19 protein-coding genes are annotated in these 21,771 nt (G+C 57.4%); 6 read left to right on the forward strand and 13 right to left on the reverse strand.

What is annotated here, in order from left to right:
- Positions 1-233: 233 nt before the first annotated feature.
- The 3 genes from ACTG2J_RS07305 to yciA all read left to right on the forward strand — a co-directional run bounded on the left by ACTG2J_RS07305 (position 234) and on the right by yciA (position 2,704).
- The gene (locus ACTG2J_RS07305) at positions 234-1,280 is read left to right on the forward strand and encodes a GIY-YIG nuclease family protein (protein WP_236768564.1); all 1,047 of its coding nucleotides are present in this window, start codon (positions 234-236) and stop codon (positions 1,278-1,280) included.
- A gap of 111 nt (positions 1,281-1,391) precedes the next feature.
- Positions 1,392-2,240 (forward strand): NAD-dependent epimerase/dehydratase family protein, encoded by an 849-nt coding sequence (locus ACTG2J_RS07310; protein WP_236768565.1) that lies wholly within the window; start codon positions 1,392-1,394, stop codon positions 2,238-2,240.
- Positions 2,241-2,299: 59 nt separating this feature from the next.
- Positions 2,300-2,704: an acyl-CoA thioester hydrolase YciA gene (yciA, locus tag ACTG2J_RS07315; RefSeq protein WP_005337875.1), complete on the forward strand. Its 405-nt coding sequence runs from the start codon at positions 2,300-2,302 to the stop codon at positions 2,702-2,704.
- Here yciA and ACTG2J_RS07320 read toward each other — a convergent pair whose 3' ends face one another.
- Positions 2,705-2,929, reverse strand: coding sequence for a hypothetical protein (locus ACTG2J_RS07320; RefSeq protein ID WP_005337874.1), 225 nt, complete (start codon positions 2,927-2,929; stop codon positions 2,705-2,707).
- A gap of 107 nt (positions 2,930-3,036) precedes the next feature.
- Between ACTG2J_RS07320 and ACTG2J_RS07325 the strand changes: the two genes are divergently transcribed.
- A complete protein-coding gene (locus ACTG2J_RS07325; protein WP_439988836.1) occupies positions 3,037-3,882 on the forward strand; it encodes an endonuclease/exonuclease/phosphatase family protein in 846 nt (281 codons plus the stop codon).
- Between the two features lie 106 nt (positions 3,883-3,988).
- Here the strand turns inward: ACTG2J_RS07325 and ACTG2J_RS07330 are convergent, their stop codons facing one another.
- The 9 genes from ACTG2J_RS07330 to ACTG2J_RS07370 form a co-directional block, all read right to left on the reverse strand.
- Positions 3,989-4,285: a GrxA family glutaredoxin gene (locus tag ACTG2J_RS07330; protein ID WP_223849348.1), complete on the reverse strand. Its 297-nt coding sequence runs from the start codon at positions 4,283-4,285 to the stop codon at positions 3,989-3,991.
- 94 nt (positions 4,286-4,379) lie between these two features.
- The gene (gene dacB, locus ACTG2J_RS07335) at positions 4,380-5,819 is read right to left on the reverse strand and encodes a D-alanyl-D-alanine carboxypeptidase/D-alanyl-D-alanine endopeptidase (protein WP_439988835.1); all 1,440 of its coding nucleotides are present in this window, start codon (positions 5,817-5,819) and stop codon (positions 4,380-4,382) included.
- A 112-nt stretch (positions 5,820-5,931) separates the two neighbouring features.
- Complete coding sequence (locus ACTG2J_RS07340; protein ID WP_439988834.1) at positions 5,932-7,692, reverse strand: DEAD/DEAH box helicase; 1,761 nt, start codon at positions 7,690-7,692, stop codon at positions 5,932-5,934.
- A gap of 115 nt (positions 7,693-7,807) precedes the next feature.
- Positions 7,808-8,845: an HlyD family secretion protein gene (locus ACTG2J_RS07345; protein ID WP_439988833.1), complete on the reverse strand. Its 1,038-nt coding sequence runs from the start codon at positions 8,843-8,845 to the stop codon at positions 7,808-7,810.
- Between the two features lie 3 nt (positions 8,846-8,848).
- Complete coding sequence (locus ACTG2J_RS07350; protein WP_005344404.1) at positions 8,849-9,187, reverse strand: DUF3302 domain-containing protein; 339 nt, start codon at positions 9,185-9,187, stop codon at positions 8,849-8,851.
- Positions 9,188-9,398: 211 nt separating this feature from the next.
- Entirely contained in the window at positions 9,399-10,820 is a 1,422-nt protein-coding gene (locus tag ACTG2J_RS07355) for a carbon starvation CstA family protein (RefSeq protein WP_111899653.1), read from the reverse strand.
- Positions 10,821-10,960: 140 nt separating this feature from the next.
- Entirely contained in the window at positions 10,961-11,665 is a 705-nt protein-coding gene (gene btsR, locus ACTG2J_RS07360) for a two-component system response regulator BtsR (RefSeq protein ID WP_019445442.1), read from the reverse strand.
- Positions 11,662-13,332: a LytS/YhcK type 5TM receptor domain-containing protein gene (locus ACTG2J_RS07365; RefSeq protein ID WP_439988832.1), complete on the reverse strand. Its 1,671-nt coding sequence runs from the start codon at positions 13,330-13,332 to the stop codon at positions 11,662-11,664. Before ACTG2J_RS07365 ends, btsR begins: the two co-directional genes overlap by 4 nt.
- Before the next feature lie 353 nt (positions 13,333-13,685).
- Positions 13,686-14,921, reverse strand: coding sequence for an HD-GYP domain-containing protein (locus ACTG2J_RS07370; RefSeq protein ID WP_040066103.1), 1,236 nt, complete (start codon positions 14,919-14,921; stop codon positions 13,686-13,688).
- A 230-nt stretch (positions 14,922-15,151) separates the two neighbouring features.
- Between ACTG2J_RS07370 and ACTG2J_RS07375 the strand changes: the two genes are divergently transcribed.
- Complete coding sequence (locus ACTG2J_RS07375; protein ID WP_439988831.1) at positions 15,152-16,768, forward strand: phosphoethanolamine transferase; 1,617 nt, start codon at positions 15,152-15,154, stop codon at positions 16,766-16,768.
- Positions 16,769-16,839: 71 nt separating this feature from the next.
- On the opposite strand, the gene nagC is transcribed toward ACTG2J_RS07375, so the two are convergent.
- The 3 genes from nagC to nagB are packed head-to-tail and all read right to left on the reverse strand — an operon-like array spanning position 16,840 to position 20,014.
- Positions 16,840-18,054: a DNA-binding transcriptional regulator NagC gene (gene nagC / locus ACTG2J_RS07380; protein ID WP_005334312.1), complete on the reverse strand. Its 1,215-nt coding sequence runs from the start codon at positions 18,052-18,054 to the stop codon at positions 16,840-16,842.
- 4 nt (positions 18,055-18,058) lie between these two features.
- Complete coding sequence (gene nagA / locus ACTG2J_RS07385) at positions 18,059-19,204, reverse strand: N-acetylglucosamine-6-phosphate deacetylase (protein WP_113738765.1); 1,146 nt, start codon at positions 19,202-19,204, stop codon at positions 18,059-18,061.
- A gap of 9 nt (positions 19,205-19,213) precedes the next feature.
- Complete coding sequence (gene nagB, locus ACTG2J_RS07390) at positions 19,214-20,014, reverse strand: glucosamine-6-phosphate deaminase (protein WP_005334308.1); 801 nt, start codon at positions 20,012-20,014, stop codon at positions 19,214-19,216.
- A gap of 273 nt (positions 20,015-20,287) precedes the next feature.
- Between nagB and nagE the strand changes: the two genes are divergently transcribed.
- A complete protein-coding gene (nagE, locus tag ACTG2J_RS07395; RefSeq protein ID WP_043818489.1) occupies positions 20,288-21,766 on the forward strand; it encodes an N-acetylglucosamine-specific PTS transporter subunit IIBC in 1,479 nt (492 codons plus the stop codon).
- The last annotated feature ends 5 nt before the right edge of the window (positions 21,767-21,771 follow it).

Consider the following 21,771-nt stretch of genomic DNA (forward strand, 5'->3'; position numbering starts at 1 on the left):
TATAACCAAGCGGGCCATTGGCCCGCTTTTTTAAATAGACATGATTAGGGTACAATTGAGGTACGGTATTAATATTTTTGTCTGCAAGTCGGATTTATGTGGAAGCATATCCTCGATATTATTGATGTAGTGGAAACTATGGCTCAAAAAATATAGAGTGTGATTTGTAAGGCTAGAGGGTTGTTAAAGGGTTTTATTGTTCATGTGACAACTAATTTAATAGAAGGGAATGAATGGATAAGCCAGTAGATAATAGTAGTGGTTATGTTTACATTTTAGAGGTGAAAGACATAAATTTACCTGTATGTAAAATTGGTATGACGACAAGAACACCATATGAGAGGTGTAATGAAATAAATAGCGGTGCTACGGGGGACTTTATATGGGTGGTAGCCTATTCCATAGTCGTGGATAAATGCAAGGAATTTGAATCTCTAGTTCATTCGAAACTAGCTCCATTACGCCAAAAAGGACGCGAGTTTTTTAACTTAAGTGCTGATGATGCGCATGTTGCAATAATTTCTATTCTTGAAAATCAAACAAACATAAAAAGAGTGCGTGTTCCAGAGGGAATTGATTCCAGCCTTGATGCAGAGTCAGATAATAGAGGGGGGAAACGTAAGTATCATTTTCAGCGAATTGATTCACGATACGTAGAGCTTCTCCAGATTTTTTCATCATGCCTCAATGTAAAAGGTAGGCCTTTTGGACAATTAAATCGACCAATATTTGGCATGAGTGATGGACGAGAAGGAGTCCAATGGAATATTTCTGTAGATACGGAAACTGGTAAAGTAAGAATAGGTGTTAATCTAGAAGGTAGTGCAAAGACTGGGCGGTGGCTAATTACTCCATTCATATTGAATAATCCTGATATAGAAAAATTAAAGTCAAAAATAGAAAGTTCAAATGATATTGTTATTCGATTTTCACGTGATGCTTGGCAAGGAGCCTCAAGATTAAATATTAGGGAGAGGTTTTTAGGGGGCCGTGAATATCTATTGTCAGAACTTAATCGGAAAATATGGGGTTCGATTTTAGACGAAGCTTTAACTTGTCTTGATGAAAATAAAAGTTTTCGTGGTAGGAAAAGAAACTATCCCGTAACACTAGAGTCAGATGGTCGAAAGCTAAAAAAAGATATATCCCCGCATTTAACGATTTGGGCATTTTTAAGTATCGATGGCAACATTGAGGATAACATAAAAAGGAAAATTTCAGAACTACAACACGTATATGATTGGGTACTGGAAGCAATTTATGCTAATAAAGCAATATAATAATATTCATATATGCGTGTATATAAACTCTATTTTGTACTAAATAATTTTGTCGTAATATATTCTCATGAATATATGTTCTACTTTCGTTAGATAGATAAGAAGGCGACCATGACAGAGCAAGATGTAGCCGGGACGATCGGCATTCTGGGGGCGGGTTGGCTCGGGCTGCCGCTGGCGCGGGCCCTGCTGGCGGCAGGCAAGCAGGTGGTGGTGACGGTCAGCAGCGCCGAGAAGGCGGCCCGTCTGCAGGGGGAGGGGATCAACGCCCATCCGCTGACCATCTCTGCCAATATGGGCTCTGCCGAGATGCCCGTTGCTGATCAAAACGCGCCGTGGCCCATCCCCTGCGAATCGTTGGTTATCTGCGTACCGCCGAGTAAGACCGATGACTACCCGCAGGCGGTGGCAAAGGCCTGCGCGTTGGCCAAAGCGAGTGGCACCCGGCGGGTGCTGTTTGTCAGTGCCACCTCGGTATGGGGGGCGGGTCAAGAAGAGGGTGAGCAGCCCAAACCGCGCCATGCCCGTGGCGAGCGGATGCTGGCGGCGGAGCAGGCGGTGCTGGCAGCCGGTTTCGAGACGGTGATGATAGTGCGCCCCTCCGGCCTTTATGGCCCGGATCGCCATCCCGGCCGTTTCCTTGCGGGCAAGACTCTCGATGGCGGCGCCCAGTCGGTCAATCTGGTCCATCTGGACGATGTGGTGGCGGCTTGCATCTTGCTGCTGGAGCGGGGCAAGGACGGGGATGTCTTCAACCTGAGCGCGCCGGTGCATCCGCGCCGCGAGCAGTTCTACCCCTTTGCGGCGCGTCAGCAGGGATTGCCCGTGCCGGTCTTTATCGAGCCTGCCGGTGAATTTCAGCCCATCGACGGTCAGCTGATTTGCCAGCAGATGGGATTCAACTATCGCTGGCCCGATCCGGCCCACTGGTTTGCCGAGCTCGCCGCCTCGGGCAATTGAGGTTTGCCAAGGGGGTGATCGCCCCCTATCATGCCGCCATCCATGAGAGAGAGGCGGTAATGATGGTAGATACAAAACGTCACCCCGATGGGGAGTTGTTGCTGAGAACCCTGGCAATGCCAGCCGATACCAACCCCAATGGCGACATCTTTGGTGGCTGGATCATGTCCCAGATGGATATAGGTGGGGGCATTATGGCCAAGGAGCTGGCAAAAGGACGTATTTGTACCGTATCCGTCGAAGGCATGACCTTTCACAGTCCGGTCAAGGTGGGCGATGTGGTCTGCTGCTACGGCCGCTGCATGAAGATCGGCCGCAGCTCCATGAAGCTCAAGCTGGAGGTGTGGGTCAAACCGGTACTGCGGGAAAACGATGCCCAGCGCTACTGCGTGACCGAGGGGATCTTCACCTATGTCGCCATCGACGAACAGGGCAAATCCCGCCCGGTTCCGGTGAGTGCCTGATTAAATCAGCCGGGCATTGATGATGGATATTTCCTGCTCAAGCCCGGTTTTTTGCCGTATCATGCGTTCCAGCATCTCTTCCGAGCCCACATATTGCAGGGTGTCGAACAGGCAGAGATCGCATTGAGGGTCCCGTCTTATCTGATAGACGGTGGCCAGCTCCACTTGATGACAATTTCCTTGTTGATCATAAAACGTCACGTTGTACCGAAGTTCTTTCGCCATGAGACAGCGTCCTTCTGGTTGGGTGGAACAGGGACTATCAGCTTAGTCGGCGTGGATGACGTTTGTGATGGTCGCAACAAAAAGCAAAGGCGGGCGGTTGTTAGCCAATGAAAAATAGTTATCGCATTCTTGGCACCTCCCTGCTGACCCTGGGGTTGGTAGGCTGTTTTGATGTGCCGGATCAGAACCATCTGGTCACAGCTCAAGGGATTGTGCCGGGACTCGACTGCCAGCGTCCGCCGCTGGTAGCGTTGGCGACCACGGCGTTGCCCCGTGAATTTGGGGTGACGGTGTGGAATCTCTACAAGGGCCAGCGCAAGAACTGGCGTGAAGGGATGGACAGTTATGCCAAGGGGCAGGATCTGGTGCTGCTGCAAGAGTCGGCCACCCGTCCCGATATGCTCGACTGGCTGCGCGCCGGTGATTTCCAGTGGCAACAGCTGCAAGCCTTCACTCAGGGCGGCGTGTCGTTCGGGGTGATGACGGTGGCCAAGACCCCGCAGGCGTTCGTCTGTGGCGTGCGCTCCCCCGAGCCATTGCTGCGTATCCCCAAATCCGGGCTGGTGAGCCTCTATCCGCTGCAGGGCGATCCTGATGGCGTCATGGTCATCAATATCCATGCGGTCAATTTCGAGCTTGGGATGGCCACCTTCCGCGAGCAGCTCAACGATTTGACTGCCTTGGTGCGCCGCCATCAGGGGCCGGTGATCCTGGCCGGTGATTTCAATACCTGGAGCGACAAACGTCAGTTCTGGTTAAGCAAATTGGTGGACGAGCTGGGTCTGCAAGAGGCCGTGCCGGTGCCTGACTTGCGCCGCACCGCCTTCGGTCGCCCGCTGGATCACCTCTACTACCGCAATCTGGATTTGGTCGAGGTGAGTTCACCGGCGACCGACAGTTCGGATCACAACCCCATCATTGCGCGCTTTGCCGCCCAGTCGGTGACCCCCTGATCGGGGATGATGTGCGCGTGTTGCCCATAAAAAAATCCGGCGCCTGATAGCGCCGGATTTTTTTATACGATCTGGTGGTCAACCCGCTCGGGATGACCCGCTGGCATTACTGGTAGAGACCCAGATTCGCTTTGGCGTAGGCTTCGAAATCGGTGCAGCCACCGATATGCTGCTCATCCAGGAAGATCTGCGGCACGGTATTGACCGGCTTGCCGGCGCTCTTGGCCAGATCTTCTTTGGTGATGCCTTCGGCATGGATATCCACGTAGCGGAATTTGAAGTCATCGCGCTGTTCGGTCAGCTGCTCGGCGATCTGTACGGCACGGACACAGTAGGGGCAACCCGGGCGACCAAAAATCACTGCAAACATATTTTCTCTCCGTTTTTTAAGCCGTTTATGTATGGCCGTTGATATGAGGCAGGCAACAGCATAGCCCTGCCTCGTGGCGACTTGAAGCCGAAATTATCGATACCCTGATTCGAGCGGGCCTATTGGCTCAGCTCTCATCGGCGATATGGATCGGCTGCTGCTGATAGATGCTCTCCAGCACCCCCTTCTCGAACACCGTCCAGGGCCACGGCGCCTTGCTGGCACGGTAGCGCTCATGGGTGGCCGGATCTTGGGACAGGCCGCGCTGGAACATCACGAACGCCTTGCGCTGGCCGCCTGCCGTGTCGATAAAGCCCACCAGATTGGAGGTGCCGGTGATGGTGCCGGTCTTGGCGTGCACCTTGTTCTTCATCATGGGGGCGGTGACGCTGCGGCGCCACGCCAGGGTACCATCCACCTGGGAACTCGGCAGCAGCTTGATCAGGCCAAGCTCGGCATCATTCTTCTGGATGAAGTTCAGCACCGACATCATCTGACGGGCGCTGATGAGATTGTGAGCGGAGAGACCGGAGCCGTCAGCCAGAGTGGCATTGCCCAGATCGATGCCGTTCTTGGTCAGAATGGCGCGCACCGCCATGGTGCCGCTGCGATAGCTGCCCGGCTTGTTGTAGTAGTGACGACCCACGGTTTTGAGGAAGGTATCGGCGTAGAGGTTGTCCGATTTCTTCAGCATCTTGGCGAGCATCACCGGCAGGGAGACCGAGTAGTGGGTGCCGAGGGTCTCTGCTCCTTCAGGGGCCTTGTGGGTGACCCGCAGCAGGCCATCATGCTTGATGCCGGCGCGGTTCATCGCCCAGCGGATGTTGTCCCAGCCCCAGGCTTCCACGTCGTGGATGGCGAAGCGCAGACCCTGCGGATCCTTGTTCGGGGTGATGCAGCCCTTGAGTTCGTAGAAGTTGCCCTTGGCCATGTCCACTTCCAGTGCACAGAACTGGCGCGCCATGTCGGCGTAGCTCATCACTTCCACGTTGTCGGCACCGATGCCGATGGGCACGCCGGTAGCTACATTGCCCACCGCCGGTTTGCCAATCTGGGTGGCAGTGATGGTGCCGTAGGCGCAGTTCTTGTCGATGATGACCGAGGAGACGGGAGCGGCGAAGCAGAGGGTCTGATCCCCCCACGACCAGCCGTTGCCGCGCTCGTAGCCGTTGTAGGCGCCGGTGTTGACGTAGACATTCCCCTTGATGCTGGTGACGCCGAGCTGCTTGAACAGCGCCAGCAGATCCATGCGGGAGAGGGTGGGGTCGCCGACGAAGTTGATCCAGATATCGCCGTTGATGGTGTCACCCTGTTTGGCTCCGGGTTGGGCCTGAATGTCGGTGGCGAAGCGGAAATCTGCACCCAGCTCGAGGCGGGCCGCCAGCGCGGTGAGCACCTTCATGGTGGAGGCGGGGGCGATCATCTGATCCGCATGGCGGGCGAACTCGACGCCGTTATTGCCCTGCACCATGATGGCGTACTGGCCACCCTGAGGGGGCGTCAGCGGGGCGGCATGAGCCGCCAGAGAAGAAAAGAGAGCACAAAAACCAATCAACAGCCGCTGCATAACATCCTCTAACGTGACGAAGGGCCCGGCAGTGGTGCCGACCCTGATAATTCAACCAGCCGATGCGGGATCGACGGGATAACGCAATTCATGCCATGTATGCCGGTCGCCATCATGCCAGCGAGTTGGCGGTACGATAGCGACCCTCATAATCAAAAATTTTCTCTTTTATCTGCCAGAAGCGACCCGATTTGCGGGCGATGACAAAATCCGGATGACGGAACTGGCTTTGCGCGGCCAGCACGCTCGCCAGGGTGGCAAATTCGGGCTCCAGCCCCGGGGCGGGCCAATGATGACGCACAAAGTGCTGTTGAAACAAGCGCCGTGCGCCCGGGGAGTGAAATCCGAAGTATTCACTGAGGGTCAGCCCATCCTCATCGTGGTAGGTCACCTCCAGCCGCTCCCCCTGTTTGCCGCGTCCTGCGGTGAGGGTTAGCCCCGCACAGCGGATCACCATGCAATCCTTGAGATTGAGCGCCTCTTTGAGCTTGTCGTCAGGGTCCACCAGCAGCTGATCGCAGCTCTGGCAGCGGCGGGCGGCGATGTCATTCTCCGCACCGCAGCCGGGGCAGATCTTGGCGCGAAAGCGGTAGTCACACTCTTCGCGGTTGCCCTCGTCATCTTCAAACAGTCCCTGACAGCGGCGGCCGTAGTGCTCGATCACCTTGCCATCCTCGTCGGTCTTGCCCCAGAAGGTGTTGGCAAAACCGCAGGCGGGGCAGGGCACCTGCACCGGCTCGGTACCGGCGTGGGGGCGGGGCTCCCCCACTTCGGGGGCAAACAGGTTGAAGTTGTTGCCCGCATAGTCGAGCACCAGACAATCGCTCTTGCCCGGCGAGAGACGCAGGCCCCGCCCGACGATCTGCTGGTAGAGGGAGACCGACTCAGTGGGCCTGAGCATCACGATAAGATCGACATGGGGGGCATCAAAGCCGGTGGTGAGCACCGCCACGTTGACCAGGAACTTGAGCTCGCGCGCCTTGAAGGCGCTGATAAGGGCATCGCGCTCCGGTCCAGGTGTCTCGCCGGTGATAAGGGCTGCCTGCTCCCCTCTGGCGCCCAGCAGGCCGTGAATTTCGCGGGCGTGTTCGACGGTGGCGGCGAAGATCATCACCCCTTGCCGGTCGGCGGCATACTCCAGCACCTGACTCAGGATATGGGGGGTGACCCGCTGCTGGCGTTTGAGCTCGCCGTTGAGATCCGCCTCGCTGAAGAGGCCGTTCTCCCGCGCCACCAGCTTGCTGAAGTCGTAGTGGACTATGGGAGCATCCACCATGCGCGGCGGCGTCAGGTAGCCGTTTTTGACCATAAAACGCAGGGGCAGCTCGAACACGCAGTCGCCGAACAGCCGCTCGCCGTGGCTCTTGACCATGCCGTGGTAGTGGCGCCGGTAGATCCAGCCCAGCCCGAGCCGATAGGGGGTCGCGGTGAGGCCGAGGATCTTGAGGGCCGGATTGGCGGCCTTGAGGTGGTCGATCACCTGATGGTACTGGCTGTCGTCATCGAGCGAGACTCGATGGCACTCGTCGATGATGAGCAGCGAAAACGCCCCGTCGAAGGCGGCCAGATTGCGCGCTACCGACTGCACCGAGCCAAATACCACCTGGGCGCTTGCCTCCTTGCGATCCAGACCGGCGGCGAAGATGTCGGCCTTGAGCCCCCACGCCTCGTACTTGGCGTGGTTCTGCTCCACCAGCTCCTTGACGTGGGCCAGCACCAGTACCCGACCACGCGCCTTGCGGGCCAGCTCGGCAATCACCAGACTCTTGCCAGCACCGGTTGGCAGCACCACCACGGCGGGATCCGGGTGTTTGCGAAAGTGGCTGATCACGGCGTTGACGGCGTCGGTCTGATAGGGTCTGAGGACGAACATGCAGGCTTGGGTATGTCGATGTGGGGTGGTGCAAGATGGCGCCATTATAGGGTGCTTGCCGTCACAAAAACAGCGGGCCGGCATGATGCCGGCCCGCAGGGTGCCTGGGTGCTGATCAATGGAACGGGAAGATGTAGTTCATCCAGCTTGCCATGCGCAGCAGTACCTTGCGCATCACAGAGACGTGGTGGAAGTACTCGGTATAGACGGCGGCCTGTCCGCTGGCACCGGCAATCACCTGATACTTGGCCCACTCGGGGTCGGTGATGGAGATGAGCACCGGCATGCGGCCCGGGCGGATAGCGCTGATCTGATCCAGCAGCATGGCGTTGGCCTGCACGTTGCCGGCGGCAATGGCCGGGATCACGGCGGTCACCTTGCCCTTGAAGATCTTGCCGGGGATACCGTCGATCACCACTTCGGCCTCGTCACCCACCGCCAGACGCTGCATGCTGTTCTGCCAGAACCAGCCGACATAGGCGGTCTCATCCTTGTGGATGAAGGTCATCACCGGACGATACATGAAGGGGGTGGCGATCATGCCGGGACGCAGGGCGAGCTGCACCACATGGCCATCGCTTGGGGCATAGACCACGGTCTGGGCCAGCTGGTATTTGGCTTCATCGAGCTGGGCCTGCAGATCTTCCAGCATGGCGCGTTGCTGATCCATCTGGGCGGCGATCTCGTCCACGCTCGCCTGGGTTACGTCGAGGTCGCGCTGCTTGCCGACGCCACGGCGCATCAGGTCGCTGGCGCGATCCCGATCCAGCTTGGCGGAGCGCAGTCTGGCATCGATCGACTTGAGTTGATCCTTGTTGGCATCGAGCCGTGCAGTCAGGCTTTCCACCTTCAGCTTGAAGGGCTCATCATCAAGGCGAAACAGCACGTCACCCTTTTTCACCGGCTGGTTGGCTTGTACCGGCACCTCGACCACCCGGCCCTTGACCAGCGGCACAATGGGGGTTGAGAGGTAGTAGTTGCGCGCCATCTCGGAGTAGGGGTGGTTGTAGTTCATCAGCATGATGAGGGTGCCGATGAGCACCACACCACCCAGCGCGGCAGTCGGAACAGTCCACTTGTTGAGCGGGATGCGGAAGATTTTGAAAATGGCTACACAGAGTGCCGTATAGGTCAGGATCAGTAGCAGGTCCATGATTTATCCCTGTTGCTCTTGCTGTTCGATATGGTTGAGACGGCCCTTCAGTTCAGCCAGCTCTTCTCTGAGGGCCGCGATATCATCTTCATCTTTTTGCAGGCGCTGGTTAAAGCCCCAGCCGCGATCGGGGCGATAGATGGTTGCCCAGATCCAGAGGAAGGGCCACAACACATGCAGGGTGAAGAGACTGACCCAGCCGGCAACATGGATGGCATCCTGATGGGGATGATTCCGATGTTTGGCGATTTCGTAAGGAATATCGTGGATCACGATGATTCCGTAGAAGATGACCAGCGCGACAAAGACGAGCAGGCCAAGGGCAAAGTAATCAAGGAACATGTATAACCTCCACTGGCTTTAAGCACAGCTTTATCATTGATTCATATATTCGGGAAAGCAATTGAAAATCACATATTTATCGTCAGGCCGCACGGAATCTTAAGGGCTTGTGCTGTATAGGAGCTTAAGGGAATAACGAGTTGTTTTATTGGTTTTTTTATCAATTTAAAAGGGGCCTTTTGGCCCCTTTTTTACCACCTCAAGTCAGACATCACCCTTCACTGGGATTGCTAACCAGTGGTTGGCGGAACTTCATCAGGAAGGCCACGGTAATGGCCGCCGTTGCAGCCAAGCCGATGATGGTGGAGGTCCCCATCTCCAGCCCGAACCCGATGGGGGCGTTGGCCAGATAGGTGATCACCACAGCGGTCATGAACATGGCGGGAATGGTGCAGATCCAGTGCAGCTTGCCCTCTTTGATGAGGTAGGCAGCCGCAGCCCACAACATGATGACGGCGGTGGTCTGGTTGGCCCAGCCGAAGTAGCGCCAGATCACCCCGAATTCAGCCTTGGAGATGATGAAGCCAAGGATAAACATGGGGATGGCGATCAGCAGACGCTTGGCCAGCGGCTTCTGGGTCATCTTCAGGAAGTCCGCCACGATCAGGCGAGCACTGCGAAACGCGGTGTCACCAGAGGTGATGGGCAGGATCACCACGCCGAGGATGGCCAGAATGCCGCCGACTGTGCCGAGCAGGCTGGTGGAGACTTCGTGTACCACGGCTGCCGGGCCGCCGTTGGCCATGGTAGCGTTGAGCGCTTCGGTGCTGTCGTAGAAGGAGAGACCCAGGGTGCACCAGATAAGGGCGATGATCCCTTCACCGATCATTGCGCCGTAGAAGATGAAGCGGCCGGATTTTTCGTTCTGCATGCAGCGCGCCATCAGCGGTGACTGGGTGGCGTGGAAGCCTGATACCGCGCCACAGGCGATGGTGATGAACAGCAGCGGCCACAGCGGCAGTTCGGTCGGGTGCAGGTTGGAGAAGTCCATCCCGGTGTTGTAGAAGCCTTTGCCGGAGACGATCAGGCCAACGATGAGGCCGACCGACATGAAGACCAGCAGGGCGCCGAAGATGGGATAGAAGCGACCGATGATCTTGTCGATGGGGACTATGGTCGCGAGGATGTAGTAGGCAAAAATTGCCACGATCCAGTAGACCAGATCGGTGGAGGTGAGGTTGGCCAAGAGGCCTGCCGGGCTCAGCACGAATACCACGCCCACCAGCATCAGCAGCACCACGGCAAACAGGTTCATGAAGTGCTTGGCGGCGGTGCCCAGATGCTCACCGACCACGGTTGGCACCGAGGCCCCCTTGGCGCGTACAGACAGCATGCCGGAGAAGTAGTCATGTACCGCACCGGCGAAGATGCAGCCAAAGACGATCCAGAGCATGGCGACCGGGCCGTAGAGGGCACCCAGGATGGGGCCGAAGATGGGGCCGACACCTGCGATGTTGAGCAGTTGAACCAGATAGACTTTCTTGTCCGACATGGGGACATAGTCCACCCCGTCAGCCATGGTGATGGCGGGGGTTTTCAGCTCGGGTTTCGGGCTGAATATCCGTTCGATGAATTTGCCGTATATGAAGTAGCCGGCCACAAGTAAGCCGACACAGAGGAAGAACCAGATCATTGCTACGCTCCTGCATTGTTATTTTTTAGTGTGCAGAGCGAGTCTAAAACGGTTGCGCCTGACTGGCAGGTGAAACTCCCCGAGCGGCGCTTTGGCGCGCCGAGCGGTCGGCGGCTGTGATCAGGCGCACACTCCGCGGTTCAGTCCAGCCCCAGCTGATCTTTGAGCTCCTTGAGATAGCGACGGCTGACCGGCACCCGGGCGCCGCTCGGGGTGACAATCTCTGCCAGCTGGTTATCCAGCAGCCGGATCTCGAAGATGGCGTTGGGGGAGACCAGATACTGGCGGTGGCAGCGCAGCAGCGGGCTCTTTTCTTCCAGCGATTTGAGGGTGAGCTGGGTGTGGAACAGCTCGCCCTGACAGGCCACATGGACCCCGCCCAGATCGGAGAAGGCATACTCCACCTGCGCGATGGGCAGCAGCCTGACCCGATTGTGCAGATAGCCCGGAATATGTTCGATGGTGGGGGCCAGCCGATCTATGGGCTGCGGGGAGATATCCTGCTTGAGGCGAGCGAGGGTCTTGGCGAGCCGGGCGGGCTCCACCGGTTTGAGCAGGTAGTCGAAGGCGTTCTCTTCAAAGGCCTGAATGGCATATTCGTCAAAGGCGGTGACAAAGACGATCCGGGGCAGGGGGTCGAGCATGGCGACCAGCTCCATGCCGCTCAGCTTGGGCATCTGGATATCGAGGAATACCACATCGGGCTTGAGGCGCTGAATAAGCGGCAGCGCCTCGATGGCGTTGGCCGCTTCCCCCACGATCTCGATGGCAGGATCGCAGGCCAGCTGCTGCCTCAGCTCTTCGCGGGCGTAGTGTTCGTCATCGACTATCAGGGTGCGGATCATGGTTGCTCCTTGGGGATGGTGAACGACACCCGGGTCCACTGCTCAGGCTCGCAGGCAATAGTCACGCCATAGCGCTCGCCAAAGGCGCTTTTCAGTCGCCGATCGACAATGGTCATGCCCAGACCGTCGCCAGCGGGATGTGCTTGCCAGGTGCCTGCATTATCTTCCACATGGATGGTGACGCTGGCGGGTTGCTCATCGGTATAAAGGCGAATGCGCCCTTGCTCCAGCAGGGTCGAGATGCCGTGCTTGATGGCATTCTCGATCAGCGGTTGCAGGGTGAAGCTGGGCAGTCGCAGTGTGGCCAGATGGGGCGGGATCTCGTTTATCACCGTCAGCCGATCGCCAAAGCGAGCCAGCTCGATCTCCAGATAGGATTGGCAGTGCTCCTGCTCCTCCAGCAGGGTCGCAAGGCCGCTCTGGCGTTTGAGGTTCTTGCGAAAGAACAGCGACAGGTGCAGCAGAAGGTCTCGCGCCTTGTCCGGATCGCGCCGGGTGATGGCACTGATGGTGTTGAGGGTGTTGAACAGAAAGTGGGGGTTGATCTGGGCCTGGATAAGTTTCAACTCGGACTGCACCAGCAGCCGCTGATGCTGCTCCAGCCGACCGGCCAGCAACTGCTGTGACAGCAGGTTGGCAATCCCTTCACCCAGGGTGTGGTTGATCTTGAGAAACAGCCGCTTCTTCGGCTCGTAGAGTTTGATGGTGCCGATCACTCCTTTGTCCCCCTGCAGCGGGATCACCAGCACCGAGCCCAGCTGGCATGCGGGGGAGAGGCTGCAGCGATAGGGCTGACTGTTGCCATCGGCAAACAGCACCTTGTTCTGGGCGATGGCCTGCATGGTAATGGCTGACGCAATGGGGGTACCCGGCAGATGGTGATCTTCGCCGGTGCCGATAAAGGCGAGGATCTGCTCGGTGTCCGTGATGGCGACCGCCCCCACGCCTGTCTCCTCCTGAATGATACGGGCAATCTTGTTGCTCGCCTCCGGGGTAAAGCCCTGACTCATGATCCCCACTGTGCGGTTGGCGATATTGAGCGCCTTGGCGGAGAAGACCCGGGAGAACTTCTCATACATCCGCTGCTGGTCGCGGATCATGCTGATAAAGAGCGCCGCGCCGCAGGAGTTGGCCAGAATCATCGGGGTGGCGATGGTGCGCACCAGCAGCAGGGATTTGTCGAACGGGGTCGCCACCAGCAGGATGATCACCATCTGCATGATCTCGGCATAGAGGGTGGTAAAGAAGGCGATACGCGGTTCAAACAGGGCATCCGTTCGCCCCGAGCGCATCAGTCGCCAGTGCACTATGCCCCCGAGCAACCCCTCGCAGGTGGTGGAGATGGCGCAGGCGAGATCGGTAAATCCCCCCAGCGTATAGCGGTGCAGGCCGCCGGTCAGCCCCACCAGAAAGCCTACCAGCGGCCCCCCCAATAATCCCCCCAAGACGGCGCCGACCGCCCGGGTGTTGGCGATGGCATCATCGATATCGAGGCCCACATAGGTGCCGAGGATACAAAAGCTAGAAAAGATGATGTATATCAGTATCTTGTGAGGTAGTCTCACGGAATAGTTGGCAAGCGGGCGCAGCAGCGGGCTTTTCGAGAAGAGATAGGCGATCACCAGGCTGACGCTCATCTGTTGCAGCAAGGAGAGGACCAACTGCATAAAAAACGCTCCTCATAAGCCAGCTGAAAAAATAGCCAGCCCGTGAATAAGTGTGATCAGGATCTTGTTCTGTTGGCCCAACTGGGAGTAACAGGCCGTCAGTTTGCCAGAACAAGTGGATAAAACCATATTAAATCAGCATGTTAAATTGATATTTGTGTAAGCGGCAGCGGGTTGATATTGATGGATGGAGCATGAATGTATCCGCTGGATACGCCACACGGAGGTGGCATGCTCCGCCCGGCCTCTTGGCTGGGCGTTTTTTATACATGGTCAGTTGGCAACCTTCTGATGGGGGTTTGAGCAATTATTCCGGTTTGTCCAATGAGTTATCCCCAGCTTCTGGGGATAACTCAGAATGCAAAGTAGTAGCAGAAGCGGCGGGTCAGGTTGAAGAACTGCCGTTGCCCCTCATCGAGCTCTTCCTGTTTGATAAAAGCAGTGATGGTGCGTTCATCTTCCCGCAGATCGATCATGGCGACGGCTTCCGGCCGCTGGGCCTTGATATAGGGCAGGATCTTCGGTTTGAGGGGCATGGTGGGCTCGGTGGAGAGCACCAGCGCAATGCTCTCGTCCGAGAGTTTCACCAGTGATCCCGGCGGATAGACCCCCAGCACCTTGACCAGCAACTTGACCAGATTCTGGTCGAACTTCTTCTGGGATAACTTGTAGAGCTGGCTGATGGCCTGACTCGGCGCGGCCGGGTTACCGCTGTTGCGGGGATGGAGCAGCTCGTCGTAGAAGTCGACCAGCCCGATCAACCGCGCCAGCGGCGGGATCTCCCCGCCCTTGATCCCGAGCGGATAACCGCTGCCGTCGAGCCGCTCGTGGTGCAGATGGGCGACCTGACGGATTTTCGGTTCAAAGGCGTTGAGCTGGGTCAGCATCTCCAGCCCGTACTGGGGATGCATATTGAGGAAGTTCTGCTCGGCCTTGTTGAGATCCCCCCGTTTTTGGGTGATCTGGCTCGGGATTTTCAGTTCGCCGATGTCGTGGATAAGTCCCGCAAGTCCCGTCTCCTCAATCTCAATGGGGTTCATGCCGAGTTCGCGGGCCATCAGCATGGCAATAAAAGCCACATTGAGGCTGTGTTGCAGCAGGATATCGGTGTGGGGGCTGCGAATAAGGTGGAGCCCGAGAGGCCCTTCATGCTGACTGAGGGTGAAGGCGGCATTACGGACAATCTGGGCGGTGTTGGCCAGTCCTTCATCCGGTTTGAGGTTGAGTGCCCCGAGTGCATCGCGCAGCTCGCTCATGGATTGGCCAAAGGCTTTGTCGGCGGCGCGCATGGAGCGGCGAAAGGCTTTCTCATCAAAGGGGGGCGGGCCCGAGGCAATCAGCTCTTCCAGTTCATCAAGATCAGGCCCGGCATCCGGGATATCGCCGCGCAGCAGCGGCTCGATGGGCAGATCGCTCTTGTCGGGGTCGACCATCAGCAGGGTGAGATCAAGATGACGGAGAATGTCGAGTTGCTGCTGATCCTTGATCTTGAAGGTATTGAACATAAACGGGTGGTTGGTCCATCCCGTGGGGAGATGGATATAGTGGCCTACTCTCAATTGCTCTATCGAGGCTTGGATCAGTGCCATCGGTTAACCTGCATTTCGTGAATGCCTACTCAACAAGCTAGCAAAATCCGATGGATAGACAACTAAAAATCCATTTCGGTGCCGCGGAGCACTCCGTGCTGTGATGGTGCGCACGAGCGCCATGCTTCTCCTCTTAATTCGCGCTTAAGTTTTACTTCCTACGCTGGCCCCGTCGTTTTTGTTGGCTTGGCCGGCCCGCTGCGCTGCAGGCCGGTATGTAGGAGTTGTTTATGCGTGTAACTCTCGGTGTACTGCAGACCAATCTGTTGCTGGTGCTCTTTTTCGCCCTGGTACTGAACTGGCCAATCTTTTTGCATTTCTATACGGTGCTTAGCGCCCTGACCCATGTCAAAGCCGGATTTGCCATCTCGATCCCGCTGGTGCTGATCGCGGCGCTCAATGCCGTGTTTATTCCCTTCACGTTCCGGTTTGTGCTCAAGCCCTTTTTTACCGTGCTCATTCTGACTGGCTCCATCGTCAGCTACGCCATGCTCAAATACGGCGTCATCTTTGATGTAGGCATGATCCAGAACATAGTGGAGACCAACAGCGGTGAGGCCGGGGCCTATTTGAATGGCTCGGTTGCGCTCTGGTTTCTGCTGACCGGGCTGCTGCCTGTTCTGGTGCTCTGGTCACTGCGGATCCGCTATCCGGCTCGCTGGTATCAGGGGTTGGCGTGGCGGGCAGGTGCACTGGCTATTTCTCTGCTGTTTATCGGGGGCGTCGCGTCACTTTACTATCAGGATTACGCCTCGGTCGGGCGCAACAACAAGTCGCTGGCCAAAGAGATTGTGCCTGCCAACTATGTGCACGGCCTCTACAAATATGGGCGGGATGTGCTGTTTGCCACGCCGATCCCTTACCAGCACTTGGGGACCGATGCCAGGGTGGTGGCACGGGGAAGCAAGCCGACTTTGATGTTCCTGGTGGTGGGGGAGACGGCGCGCAGCCAGAACTACTCCCTTAACGGGTATGGCAAGGCGACCAACAGCTTTACGGCCAAAGAGCAGGGAGTGGTGTCGTTCAGGAATGTGCGCTCCTGCGGTACGGCTACTGCGGTCTCGGTGCCCTGCATGTTCTCCAACCTCACGCGCCGTGGCTACGATGACCAGCTCGCCAGCTCCCGTGACGGCCTGCTCGATGTGCTGCAACATGCCGGAGTCTCGGTGTTGTGGAAAGAGAACGATGGCGGTTGCAAAGGGGTGTGCCGCAATGTGCCGACCATCGAGATCCTCCCCAAATCCTATCCTGCGCTCTGTCAGGGGGAGTCTTGCTATGACGAGGTGCTGCTGGAGGGGCTGGATCAGCAGATTGCCAGCATGAAGGGCAACAAGCTGGTGGCTTTTCACCTGATGGGCAGCCATGGCCCGACCTATTTTCGTCGTTACCCTGCCAGCGAGCGCGTCTTTATGCCGGACTGCCCGCGCAGCGACATTGAAAACTGCAGTAACGAAGAGCTGGTCAATACCTATGACAACACCATCCGCTACACCGACAAGGTGGTGGGGCTGCTGATAGACAAGCTCAAGTCGTTGGAGAGCCAGTACGATGTGGGACTGGTCTATCTCTCCGATCACGGCGAATCCCTGGGGGCCATGGGACTCTATCTGCACGGTACGCCATACAAGTTCGCGCCGGATGATCAGACCCGGGTGCCGCTGCTGACCTGGTTCTCGCCTCAGTTGCAGGCCGATCGCCAGCTGGATATGGGTTGCCTGGCGGCGGAGGCGAGCAGTCAGCGCTTCTCCCATGACAACCTCTTTCACTCCATGCTGGGGATCATGGATGTGCAGACCCGTGTTTACGACAACAAGCTGGATCTGTTCAAGCCATGTCGGGCGGGCTAAATCGCCAGCAAGCACACAATAGAAAACGGCAGCCAGTGGCTGCCGTTTTGTTATCTCGCAAGATCAGTGCCTTACTTCTGCTCCATGATGATCTGCAGCAGATCTCCCTCCAGCAGGGCGCGCTTGACCAGCGCAAAGCCGCCATAGGTCGGCTGGTTCTGGAAGCGGGCTTTCACGATGGGCAGGCCACGGTGGAAGCTCGGCAGGGATTGATGCTCGACACAGCGACGAATTGCCGGGAAGAGGATCTCTTCGGCGGCGGTGATTTCACCGGCGATCAGCACCTTCTGCGGGTTGAACAGGTTGACCGTAATAGCCACCGCTCGTCCCAGATGCTCACCCACGTTCTCGATCACGCTGCGGGCCAGCTCATCACCTGCCAGTGCCGCCTTGCACACCTCCTGAATGGTGATGTGTTTCTCTTGCAGTGCGCTCTGGTGACCGCGGCTGATGAGCTCCTTCACCTTGTCGATGATCGCTTCGTTGGAGGCGATGGTTTCGAGGCAGCCGAAGTTGCCACAGTGGCAGCGCTTGCCGAGCGGCTCGACCTGAATATGGCCGATCTCGCCGACGTTGCGGTTCTGACCGAGGAACACCTGACCCTTGGTGATGATCCCCGAGCCCGTCCCCTGATGGACGCTCACTAGAATGGAGTCCATGCAGTCGCGGGACTCGCCGAAGAAGTGTTCGGCCAGCGCCAGCGAGCGGGTGTCGTTGCCCACATAGCAGGGGAGGTTGAAGTGGTTCTCAAGCAGCTTCGCCAGCCCCAGATTACGGATCTGGTACTTGGGGGTGTAGATGACCATGCCGGATTCCGGGTTGACCAGACCCGGCATGGTCAGCGCGATGCTGATGAGGTTGCGACAACGTTCGCGGTTGGCATCGATAAAGGCGCCAATCTCTCGCAGCAGCATGTCGACCACGGGTTGCTGGTCGATCTCGGTCACCTGAATGACGTGCTGGTCGAGCTCCTTGCCATCGAGGTCATAGAGACTCAGTTGCAGGTAGCCGCGGCCCAGCTTGGCAGAGACAAACTGAAAGCGATGTTTGATGGTGGTCAGGGAGATGGCACGCCGCCCGCCGGTTGAGGCTTGCGGAGAGGTCTCCTTGATCAGGCCATGCTCGATCAGTTGCCGGGTTATTTTGGTCACGCTGGCCGGGGCCAGCTGACTCAACTCGGCAATCTTGACCCGGGAGATGGGGCCTTGCAGGTCGATCAGCCGATACACGGCTGCACTGTTGACCTGCTTGATAAGATCTACGTTTGCTATTTGTCCGCCAGTCATGATGTCACTGTTGTGTGTAGTGTCCGTTAACCACGGTCCCACGGACCGTGAAGTCCTGATCGAAGACAGTGAGGTTGGCTACTTTACCGACCTGGATACTACCGAGACGTGAGTCCCATCCAATGGCGCGAGCGGGGTAGAGGCTGGCCATTCTCAGTGCTTCATCGAGCGGTAATCCGACCTGCTTGACCAGATTTTCCACCCCCTCAATCATGGTGAGGGAGGAACCGCCGAGTGTACCATTCTCGTCGACACACTGACCATCGCGTAAAAAGACGGTGGTGCCACAAAAATCAAATTTCTCAAAGCCTTCCGGCGCTCCGGCTGCCGCAGTGGCATCGGTGACCAGCACCAGTCGCTCCCCCAGCGCCTTGTGAGCCAGACGCACGTTGGCCCAGTGCACATGGTGGCCATCGACGATGATGCCCGCATAGACATCTTTGCGATCGTAGATGGCGCCCACGACGCCCGGCTCGCGACCGTTGAGGGTCGGAGTCATGGCGTTGTAGAGGTGGGTCGCAAAGCGAATACCGTTATCGAACCCGGCCATGGCCTGATCGTAACTGGCGGCAGTGTGACCGGCCGAGACCAGAATGCCCGCTTCCACCAGACGGCGGATATGGGCCAGCTCGTTGCGCTCCGGAGCCAGGGTGATTTTGGTGATGGCATCCGCGTTGGCGCAGAAGAAGTCGATCATCTCGTCCGCTGGCTGGCGAATTTGCGCGGCAGGGTGAATCCCCTTGCGCTTGAGGTTGGTGTAAGGCCCTTCCAGATGGACGCCCAGCACCTCGTTGGGGTGTGCAGCCATGTAATCACGGGTCACCGCAACGGCCTGCTTCATGTCGGCATCCGGACTGGTGATCAGGGTCGGCAGGAAGCTGGTGGTACCGGATTTGAGGTTGGCCGCCTGCATGGTTGCCAGGGTCTTGACCGTGATGTCGGTGTTGAACATCACCCCGCCACAGCCGTTGAGCTGCACATCGATAAAACCGGCGGTCAGGTTGGCGCCTTTGAGGTCAATCTGCTCGATGCCCGCAGGCAGTTCGGCCAGGTGAGAGATGGCGACAATCTTGTCGCCCTCGATAAGCACCCCGTAGCCGGTCAGCACGCAGCTGCCGGTGTAGAGGGTGCAGTTGGTCAATGCGTACATGACGACTCCTTACAGACGGCCGATGTTGGCGGCTTCCAGTTGCTGGAAGTAGCGAACGGTCTTGACCTTGAGCTCCATGGTGGAGGGCTCGTCGCACACCATCATTCCCTTCGGATGCAGTTGCAGGGTGGAGATGGTCCACATGTGGTTGACGCTGCCTTCCACGGCGGCCTGCAGGGCCAGTGCCTTGCCGTGACCGGTGACCAGGATCATGATCTCTTCCGCATCCATCAGGGTGCCGACACCCACGGTCAGGGCCAGTTTGGGCACCTGCTCCATGTCGCCACCGAAGAAGCGGGAGTTGGCGATACGGGTGTCTTCGGTCAGGGTCTTGACCCGGGTGCGGGAGGAGAGGGAAGAGGCCGGCTCGTTGAACGCGATGTGGCCGTCGTTACCCACGCCACCCATGAACAGGTGGATCTTGCCGTAGGACTTGATCTTGTCTTCATAGCGCTTGCACTCGGCCACCAGATCCTCGGCATTGCCGTTGAGGATGTTGATGTTCTCGGGACGAATGTCGATGTGGCTGAAGAAGTTGTTGTGCATGAAGCTGTGGTAGCTCTCCGGGTGATCTTCCGGCAGGCCGACGTACTCGTCCATGTTGAAGGTGACCACGTTCTGGAAGCTCACTTCACCGGCTTTGTGCAACTCGATCAGGCGCTTGTAGGTGTTGAGCGGGGTGCCACCGGTGGGCAGGCCCAGTACGAAAGGGCGATCGCTGGTCGGCTTGAACGCGTTGATGCGGTCAACGATGTAACGAGCAGACCACAGGCCTACTTGGCTGGCAGATTTCAACGGGATCAGGCGCATATGGGATACCTCTGTGTCGGGTTGCGACCGGTTTGGCGGTGGCAATTGGCTAAGACGGATTCAAGTTGTTTTATAGCGTAAATAAAGATTGCGAACTAAGCCACATCTATCCACCACCTTTATCTTGTTTGGGTGATAACGATCACGATTATCGGTTTATTAATTTGCGCAGCGAAATAAAAGCCCTAGACTGCCAATCAAGCCTTGATGGCTTATGCGTCAAACGTGATAAGCACTTAATTTCTAGAAAAACATTAACTAAGGAGAGGAACCGTGAACATTCTCGGTTATTTGCAAAAGATCGGCCGTGCCCTGATGGTGCCGGTAGCGGTATTGCCTGCCGCAGCGATCCTGATGGGGGTTGGCTACTGGATTGACCCGAATGGTTGGGGTGGTGACAGCGCGCTGGCTGCCTTCCTGATTAAGGCGGGCGCAGCCATTATCGATAACATGTCCGTACTGTTCGCAGTCGGTGTCGCTTACGGTATGTCCAAGGATAAAGACGGTTCTGCTGCGCTGGCAGGTCTGGTCGGCTTCCTGGTCGTTACCACCCTGCTGAGCCCGGGCGCTGTGGCCCAGATCAAGAGCATCCCGGTGGAGCAGGTTCCTGCCGCGTTTGCCAAGATCAGCAACCAGTTCGTGGGTATCCTGTGTGGTGTTATCGCCGCTGAGCTGTACAACCGCTTCAGCAGCGTCGAGCTGCACAAGGCACTCTCCTTCTTCTCCGGTCGCCGTCTGGTACCGATCGTAACCTCAGTGGTGATGATCGTTGTATCCTTCATCCTGATGGCCGTATGGCCGGCAATCTACGGTGGTTTGGTCTCCTTCGGTGAGTCCATCGTGAGCCTGGGCTCTACCGGTGCCGGTATCTACGCCTTCTTCAACCGTCTGCTGATCCCGATCGGTCTGCACCACGCCCTGAACTCCGTGTTCTGGTTCAACGTGGCCGGTATCAACGACATCCCGAACTTCCTGGGTGGTCAGGCTACCATCGATGCCGCTCTGGCCGCTGGCAAGAGCCTGGATCAGGTGAAAGGCGTGGTCGGTATGTACCAGGCTGGCTTCTTCCCCATCATGATGTTCGGTCTGCCGGGTGCCGCTCTGGCCATCTACCACTCCGCCAAGAAAGAGAACAAAGAGAAAGTTGCCTCCATCATGATCGCAGCTGCCTTTGCCTCCTTCTTCACCGGTGTTACCGAGCCGCTCGAGTTCTCCTTCATGTTCGTGGCGCCGGTACTGTATGTCATCCACGCCGTACTGACCGGTATCTCCGTGTTCATCGCTGCCTCCATGCAGTGGATGGCCGGTTTCGGTTTCAGTGCCGGTCTGGTGGATATGGTGCTCTCCAGCCGTAACCCGCTGGCGACCAACTGGTACATGCTGATCCCTCAGGGTCTGGTCTTCTTCGGCCTCTACTACACAGTGTTCCGCGTAGTGATTGCCAAGCTGAACCTGAAAACCCCGGGTCGTGAAGATGACGAAGATACTGCTCCGGCTGCCGCTCAATCTACCAACCGTACCGAGCTGGCCAAGCAATACCTGGAAGTGCTGGGTGGTCAAGAGAACCTGGTCTCCATCGATGCCTGCATTACCCGTCTGCGTCTGACTCTGAAAGACCGCAGCATCGTCGATGAGCGCAAGCTGAAAGCCCTGGGTGCGGCCGGTGTGGTCAAACTCGGTGAGCAGAACCTGCAGGTGATTCTGGGCCCATTGGCCGAAATCATCGCCGGTGAGATGAAAGCCCTGCGTTAATCGAG

This window comes from Aeromonas sp. 6P (assembly GCF_051919525.1).
In the GTDB taxonomy this organism is placed as follows: Bacteria; Pseudomonadota; Gammaproteobacteria; order Enterobacterales; family Aeromonadaceae; genus Aeromonas; species Aeromonas veronii.

What these genes read in the sequence shown, in the direction of transcription:
- ACTG2J_RS07340 (WP_439988834.1), bottom strand. Translation starts at nt 7,692, where the DNA reads ATGTTCGTCCTCAGACCCTATCAGACCGACGCCGTCAACGCCGTGATC.
- ACTG2J_RS07370 (WP_040066103.1), bottom strand. Translation starts at nt 14,921, where the DNA reads ATGGCACTGATCCAAGCCTCGATAGAGCAATTGAGAGTAGGCCACTAT.
- ACTG2J_RS07305 (WP_236768564.1), top strand. Translation starts at nt 234, where the DNA reads ATGGATAAGCCAGTAGATAATAGTAGTGGTTATGTTTACATTTTAGAG.
- ACTG2J_RS07350 (WP_005344404.1), bottom strand. Translation starts at nt 9,187, where the DNA reads ATGTTCCTTGATTACTTTGCCCTTGGCCTGCTCGTCTTTGTCGCGCTG.
- dacB (WP_439988835.1), bottom strand. Translation starts at nt 5,819, where the DNA reads ATGCAGCGGCTGTTGATTGGTTTTTGTGCTCTCTTTTCTTCTCTGGCG.
- ACTG2J_RS07355 (WP_111899653.1), bottom strand. Translation starts at nt 10,820, where the DNA reads ATGATCTGGTTCTTCCTCTGTGTCGGCTTACTTGTGGCCGGCTACTTC.
- ACTG2J_RS07325 (WP_439988836.1), top strand. Translation starts at nt 3,037, where the DNA reads ATGAAAAATAGTTATCGCATTCTTGGCACCTCCCTGCTGACCCTGGGG.
- ACTG2J_RS07310 (WP_236768565.1), top strand. Translation starts at nt 1,392, where the DNA reads ATGACAGAGCAAGATGTAGCCGGGACGATCGGCATTCTGGGGGCGGGT.
- nagC (WP_005334312.1), bottom strand. Translation starts at nt 18,054, where the DNA reads ATGACTGGCGGACAAATAGCAAACGTAGATCTTATCAAGCAGGTCAAC.
- ACTG2J_RS07375 (WP_439988831.1), top strand. Translation starts at nt 15,152, where the DNA reads ATGCGTGTAACTCTCGGTGTACTGCAGACCAATCTGTTGCTGGTGCTC.
- ACTG2J_RS07320 (WP_005337874.1), bottom strand. Translation starts at nt 2,929, where the DNA reads ATGGCGAAAGAACTTCGGTACAACGTGACGTTTTATGATCAACAAGGA.
- ACTG2J_RS07345 (WP_439988833.1), bottom strand. Translation starts at nt 8,845, where the DNA reads ATGGACCTGCTACTGATCCTGACCTATACGGCACTCTGTGTAGCCATT.
- ACTG2J_RS07365 (WP_439988832.1), bottom strand. Translation starts at nt 13,332, where the DNA reads ATGCAGTTGGTCCTCTCCTTGCTGCAACAGATGAGCGTCAGCCTGGTG.
- nagB (WP_005334308.1), bottom strand. Translation starts at nt 20,014, where the DNA reads ATGCGCCTGATCCCGTTGAAATCTGCCAGCCAAGTAGGCCTGTGGTCT.
- btsR (WP_019445442.1), bottom strand. Translation starts at nt 11,665, where the DNA reads ATGATCCGCACCCTGATAGTCGATGACGAACACTACGCCCGCGAAGAG.
- nagA (WP_113738765.1), bottom strand. Translation starts at nt 19,204, where the DNA reads ATGTACGCATTGACCAACTGCACCCTCTACACCGGCAGCTGCGTGCTG.
- yciA (WP_005337875.1), top strand. Translation starts at nt 2,300, where the DNA reads ATGATGGTAGATACAAAACGTCACCCCGATGGGGAGTTGTTGCTGAGA.